Source organism: Pararhodospirillum oryzae (assembly GCF_007992075.1).
Lineage (GTDB): Bacteria > Pseudomonadota > Alphaproteobacteria > Rhodospirillales > Rhodospirillaceae > Pararhodospirillum > Pararhodospirillum oryzae.
The window spans coordinates 1-5,797 of the sequence record NZ_BJZO01000139.1; the positions used below are offsets into that span (position 1 = coordinate 1).

The 5,797-nt window shown below is 66.8% G+C and carries 6 protein-coding genes; 2 read left to right on the forward strand and 4 right to left on the reverse strand.

Going from position 1 to position 5,797, the window contains the following annotated elements; genetic code table 11:
- The 4 genes from ROR02_RS16775 to ROR02_RS15825 form a co-directional block, all read right to left on the reverse strand.
- On the reverse strand, positions 1-895 hold an 895-nt coding region (locus tag ROR02_RS16775), incomplete at its 3' end, for a LysM peptidoglycan-binding domain-containing protein (protein WP_147165012.1).
- A gap of 29 nt (positions 896-924) precedes the next feature.
- Positions 925-1,623, reverse strand: coding sequence for a protein-L-isoaspartate(D-aspartate) O-methyltransferase (locus tag ROR02_RS15815; protein WP_281291060.1), 699 nt, complete (start codon positions 1,621-1,623; stop codon positions 925-927).
- A gap of 283 nt (positions 1,624-1,906) precedes the next feature.
- Positions 1,907-2,953: an NAD(P)/FAD-dependent oxidoreductase gene (locus ROR02_RS15820; protein ID WP_147165014.1), complete on the reverse strand. Its 1,047-nt coding sequence runs from the start codon at positions 2,951-2,953 to the stop codon at positions 1,907-1,909.
- 133 nt (positions 2,954-3,086) lie between these two features.
- Positions 3,087-3,821 (reverse strand): response regulator transcription factor, encoded by a 735-nt coding sequence (locus ROR02_RS15825; protein ID WP_170245155.1) that lies wholly within the window; start codon positions 3,819-3,821, stop codon positions 3,087-3,089.
- A gap of 829 nt (positions 3,822-4,650) precedes the next feature.
- Here ROR02_RS15825 and ROR02_RS15830 point away from each other — a divergent pair.
- The gene (locus ROR02_RS15830; protein ID WP_147165016.1) at positions 4,651-5,055 is read left to right on the forward strand and encodes a MerR family transcriptional regulator; all 405 of its coding nucleotides are present in this window, start codon (positions 4,651-4,653) and stop codon (positions 5,053-5,055) included.
- Between the two features lie 4 nt (positions 5,056-5,059).
- On the forward strand, positions 5,060-5,500 hold the full coding sequence (locus ROR02_RS15835; protein WP_147165017.1) for a cysteine peptidase family C39 domain-containing protein: 441 nt from the start codon (positions 5,060-5,062) through the stop codon (positions 5,498-5,500).
- Positions 5,501-5,797 lie beyond the last annotated feature (297 nt).

Here is a 5,797-nt window from a genome sequence, read left to right on the forward strand (position 1 = left end):
CGGCCCCGGCGGAGGGCGCGGCCCCGGCGGAGGGCGCGGCCCCGGCCGGGGTGGAGGCCGGCGCCGACGACGCGGCGGCCGTGGAGTCGGACGCCCCGCCCGCCTCCGGCGAAGGCGTGGAAAAGGCCGGCGCGGGCTCGGCCGGAGCGGGCGCGCCCGAGGCACTTCCCGTGCCCTCGGCACCGGGGGCATGAACCGGCGCCAGGGCAACCGCCCCCGGCTCGGAGGACGCGCGCGGCGGCACCAGCAACGCCGGCTCGCCCGAGGACGCGGACCAGGATCCGGAGGACGCAGGCGCGGCCTCGCCCGACGAAGGCGGCGGCAGGGTTTCCACCCCAACCGACCCCGGGGGCGGCGCCACCGAAGACGAAGCACCGGCGCGCGGCGGCGGCGAGGCCAGCGCCACGGTGGAAGAGCTTCCCGGGGACGAGCCCCCGGCCGGACGGTCCTGGTCGTCTTGGGGAATCAGGAGCACCTGCCCGACCCGGATCCGGTAATCGCTGCCCAGTTCGTTGCGCCGGGCGAGCTGGTTCATGTCCACGCCATACTGGCGGGAAATGCCGTAGACGGTTTCACCCTTCACCACCACGTGCTGACGCTGGGCCGGCAGGCGCAGCACCTGCCCCACGCGCACGATGAAGGGGGGGGCCAGGCCGTTTTCCTCGATCAGGGCCCGCAAGGGCACATTGGTGCGTCGGGAGATGGCATACAGCGTATCTCCCGCTGCCACGGTGTAATAGCGCTGGGGCAGGAAGCCATTGGGCGGGGCGCCTCCGGCGCACCCGGCCGCCAGAAGGCCCAGGCCCAAGGCAAGACAACGCACCGGCCGCAAGGGACGCGAGACCCAGGGGACACGGACAAAGGCACGGCGGGGGGTGACGGCGAAGCGGATCATGGGGCCACTATAGAGCGCGGACCGGCCCCTCACAATGTCCCGTGCGCGTCGAGAGGCGCCGGGCCAGGGGATCGGGGACGCACGTCTTCCTCGCGCGGAGGCAGGCCCTGAACCATGGGGACGAACCGCACCGGGAACAGGGTCTCCGTCTGGATGTGTGTCGCGAACCGACGCACCCGCACCACGTCCTGAGGGCCGTCTTCCTCCCCCACCGGCAGGACCATGAGCCCCCCCACCGCCAGGTGGTCAACCAGCGAGCGGGGAATATCGGGGGCGGCCGCCGTCACCAGAATGCGTTCGAACGGCGTTTGCTCGGGCCAGCCGCGATAGCCATCGCCCTCGAAGGTCACCACGTTGCGGATGTTGAGCGCGTTGAAGCGTGCCTTGGCCTCGGCCAGCAGGGGGCCATGGCGCTCGACGGTGTACACGCGCCGGCACAGGCGGGCCAGGATCGCCGTCTGGTAGCCCGAGCCGGTTCCGATCTCCAGAACCTTGTGGCGGTCGGTCAGGGCCAGGGCCTGGGTCATCAGGCCCACCACCAGGGGCTGGCTGATCGTCTGACCGCAGCCAATGGGCAAGGCGGTGTTTTCGTAGGCCCGGTTGAGGAAGGGACCCGCCACGAACTGATCCCGGGGTACGCGTTCGATGGCCCGCAACACCGAGGTATTGAAGACCCCGTTGTGGCGCAGCTCCATGAGCAGCCGGATTTTGCTCTGCGTGACCCCCAAGGGGATCTCTCCTTGCTCCCGTAACGACCCCATGCCTGCCCTCGTCGCCTCGTCTGCCCGTCAACGGGTCGAGCCGTCCGACTCTCCGGAAAGGATTAATGCCTCCGATCGGTTTCGGAATGATGAACCGGAAGGCATCCCCATGGTTTCCGATGCCGGCTTTGGCACCCTTTCCGGGGGAACGCCTTCCCTTGATCCAAACCCGCCCCTCGCGGTACCCGAAAATCGACGGGCCCGCGCGCCGCCCCCAGGATGATCGGGGGAACCGAGTGCCCTGCCCCCCCTACCCCAGGGAGGGCACGCCGGTGGTGGTGGAATGCTCGAAATGCAGCCCCTCGCCGGGGTGACAGTCGGCATGGGCGTTGTGCGCCGCCGCCGAGGCCTCGGCGAAACCGGTCAGGATCAATTTGCGCTTGCCGGGATACGTGGCCACGTCGCCGATGGCGTACAGGGCCGGCCGGCAGGTCCGGCAGGTTTCCTGGGACACCGGAATGGCGTGGCGCTCGATGCCCAGGCCCCACTCCGCCATCGGCCCCAGATCGGTGGCGAGGCCGAAGAACGCCAGCAGCACGTCGGCGTCCAGCTGGCGCCGTGCCCCATCCAGATCGGCCACGATCACCGAGCGCAGGATGCCGCCCTCCCCTTCCAGGGCCTGCAGCTGATAGGGAATGACCAGATCCAGCGCCCCTTGCGCCGCCAGGGCCTCCAGCCGCGCCGTGGTCTCGGGAGCGGCGCGAAAACGCGGCCGGCGATGCACCACCATGACCCGCGCCGCCACGTCGGCCAGGGACAAGGCCCAGTCCACCGCCGAATCACCGCCGCCCGCGATCACCACCCGCTTGCCGCGCAGGGTCTCGCGGCGGGCCACGGAATAGAACACGCTGTGGCCTTCATAGGCCTCCAGATCCGCGAGCGGCGGCCGGTTGGGACCAAAGGCCCCGGCCCCGGCGGCAAGGATCACCACCGGAGCTTCCAAAACCAGCCCCTTGGCCGTGCGCACGCGCCACAGCCCCGGCGTGGTCCCTTCGTCGCGTTCCAGTCCCGTGACCAGGTGGGAAAAATGATAAACGGGGTTGAAGGGCGCCGCCTGATCAAGCAGACGCCCGACCAGATCGCCGGCCGCGATCGCGGGAAAGCCGGGAATGTCGTAGATCGGCTTTTCCGGGTACAGGGCCGTGAGCTGGCCACCGGGAGCGTCCAGGGCATCGACCACCGCGCAACGCAGGCGCAGCATGCCGCACTGAAACACCGCCGACAGCCCGACCGGACCGGCACCGATCACGATCACATCGAAACGAGAGAGAGAAGAAGAGGATTCAGGAGCGCTCATCGCGGTAGATCCGTTCACGGGGGGATCCGCGCAGGTGTACGGCACCCCCCGCGCCTGGTGCAAGCGCTCCGGCAAGATCCCTGCCTTCGCTTTCCCGTCCCTGGATCAAGAACGGATGGCCTTGCGTGATGGATCAGGGACGCTCGATGCGCACGGGCGCCGAGAACAGGTAGCCTTGACGATGCACGGTCTGGATGGTCGAACGGGCCTGGGTGGCCTCTTCAACCTTGCGGCGCAGACGCCGCACCAGGGCTTCCAGATTTCGGTTACCGGAATCCGTATTTTGGTACCGCATCGCCGACAGCAAGTCAGCCCGCGCGACCAAGGCTCCAGGATACTGAAGCAGGACTTCCAAGAAACGCACTTCGGTCGAGGTCAGGAACACCGACACGCCCTCGGGCGCGGTCAGGGTCCAGCGCGTCAGATCGAACACCCAGGTTCTGGCGTCGTGTTCCGCCCGGGGACCAGCCTCGAACGAAGTGCGCGCGGGAGAGGGAGCGGCGCGTCCCTTCAGGCGGCGGGTCAAGGCAAGGATGGCCGCGGCCAGCTCGCGCGCGTCCACCGGCTTGACAAAGGAATGATCCGCGCCGCTTGCGAACCCTCGAATGCGATCCTCGGGGCAGTCGAAGTTTCCCACCAGAATGATCCCGACATTGTGCCGGTCACGGATGGTTCTGGCGACACTCCAGCCATCAACGCCTGTCACATCGCAGTCGATGACAATAATATCGTACAGTCCATCTCTTAAGGTGGAAAGAAGGGCCTGTTCACTCGGTACCGCATCGACCTTTAGATTTTCCCTGGTCAACCCAGTGCGCAGCCCGCCTCGCTCCTGGTCGACGTCCTCGACCATCAGGATCTGGATCATGGTATCAATTTCCTTCAGCATGATCCGCCGCGAGCGTTTTTTTTGTGAATCCCCCACCTGATCCCCGGACTGGCACGCCGCCCGGCTCCCTGTCCCTGGGGGTGGCTGTGGAGGGGGTGGCCGTGAAGAGGGTGCCCCCCGGTCGAGAGCCTTCCAATGGCCCCCCTCCTTCCCCGCCTGCCGGAGCCGCGCGCCCTCCTGTCCCCGGGCGGGGTCATTCCTGGCATCACGGATTTCGCCGTCTCCTGTCTTGTCGCCCCCGGTTCCCAAAAGGACGGGGCATTACCCAATGTCGTTGAGCCAATGAAGAAATACTCCATAGAAGTGGCGCAGTACGTTCTTGTCATTCGGTTCGTCCAATGAGTGCCTTCCGCCGCCGGTTCTCACGCGAGTGCAACCGCTCCAAGTGTACGGCCACACCATAAGATTTCAACCGCAACCATTTGACATGGTTCACATTCTCAAGACGCACCCAACCATATCTTACTCGTTATTTGATATTGTCGCATATCGTCGGTTTTTTTATGGGAGGTTCCGCACGCCCTTTATCGCTGCTTTTTGCGTGCGTTATCCTGTTTTCCTGAAGCCCGCGCTCCTCTCGCTTCAAGCCTCCACCGGGGCCTCCTGGGGTCCGGCCCCAAGCAAGCATGGTCGCCATGCGCGCATTATCCGGTCACCACTCTACTTAAACGTTCACACCTTCGCGAGAGTGTCGCCTGGATCGGCCCGGCGGGCTCTCCTTGCGTCAACGTCTTTCGCAAGAGGCCTTGCGAAGAAACATGAGGTCTGCAATAAGGTCCAAACCTTCATTGACCTAAACGTAAAGCCCATGGACAAAGCGCAAGACGCCTTCAGCATCGCCGATCTGGCCCGTGAATTCTCCGTGACCCCCCGCGCCATCCGGTTCTACGAGGACAAGGGGTTGATCGCGCCGGCCCGTGACGGGCTGCGGCGCATTTACTCCCCACGCGACCGGGTCCGCCTGAAGCTCATACTCAGAGGCAAGCGCCTGGGCTTCACGCTGCGGGAAATCCAGGAAATCATCGACCTGTACGACGCCGAGCCCACCGGAGAAGCGCAGTTGCGGCGTCTGATCGCCAGTTGCCAGCGCTCCCGGGCGGCCTTGCGTCAGCAGCTGGACGATATTCAGGTGACCTTGGAGGAAATCGACGCGGTCGAATCCCAGTGCAGCCGCATCCTGGAAGACCTGAACCTGCCCCCCAAGGCGGACTAAGCCCATGGGGGAACCTGGACCATGGGTTGATGCCTGTTTTCTGGGACGACTGGTTATCCTGGCGCGCGACCAGGGGCGCGCGCTGGATGCGCGGGCCCTCGGCACCCGGCACGGCCTCAGGGGGGAGGCGGTCCCCCTGGAAACGGTGCAAGCCGTGGCCTGGGACGCGGGCTTCCTGGCCCGCCACCGGCGCCTGACCTGGGGCGAGCTGCCTTCGGTGGCCGCCTGCCTGCCGGGACTTCTGGTGTTTCGCGACCACTCCACCGCCATTCTTGACGGACTGGTCCCGGCGGCCGGGACCGTGCCCCCGACCGCCCTTCTGGTCCGCGAGGATGGCCCCGGGGACGCCACCCCCTCCCCTCCCCTGGCCCTGAACCGCGACGACCTCGCCCCTTTGTGGGACGGCGACCTTGTCTTGCTCGCGCCGCGTCCGCCGGCCGCGTGATCTCGCGCCCGCCGGCGGGCGTTTCCTGGATACCGGGTGACTTGAACCCTGGTTCACGGTGCGGCATCCTGCCCGGGACCGGGGTCGTCCCGCCCGGATCCTCCGGCCGGACAGCCGCGGCGCCTGTTCAGCCGAAGCCGCCTGCCTTCCGGCGCGAGCGTTCCAGGCGAGGAACCGCCGCCGTCCGCCTCTCCTTTTTCTCAGTCTCCCTTCGCGGCACAGACCGGTAGGAGTCTCCTTCCAGGACTTCCCTGCGTGGCCGTTTTTTGTAGGGATTACGTGATGTCATACCAAAGG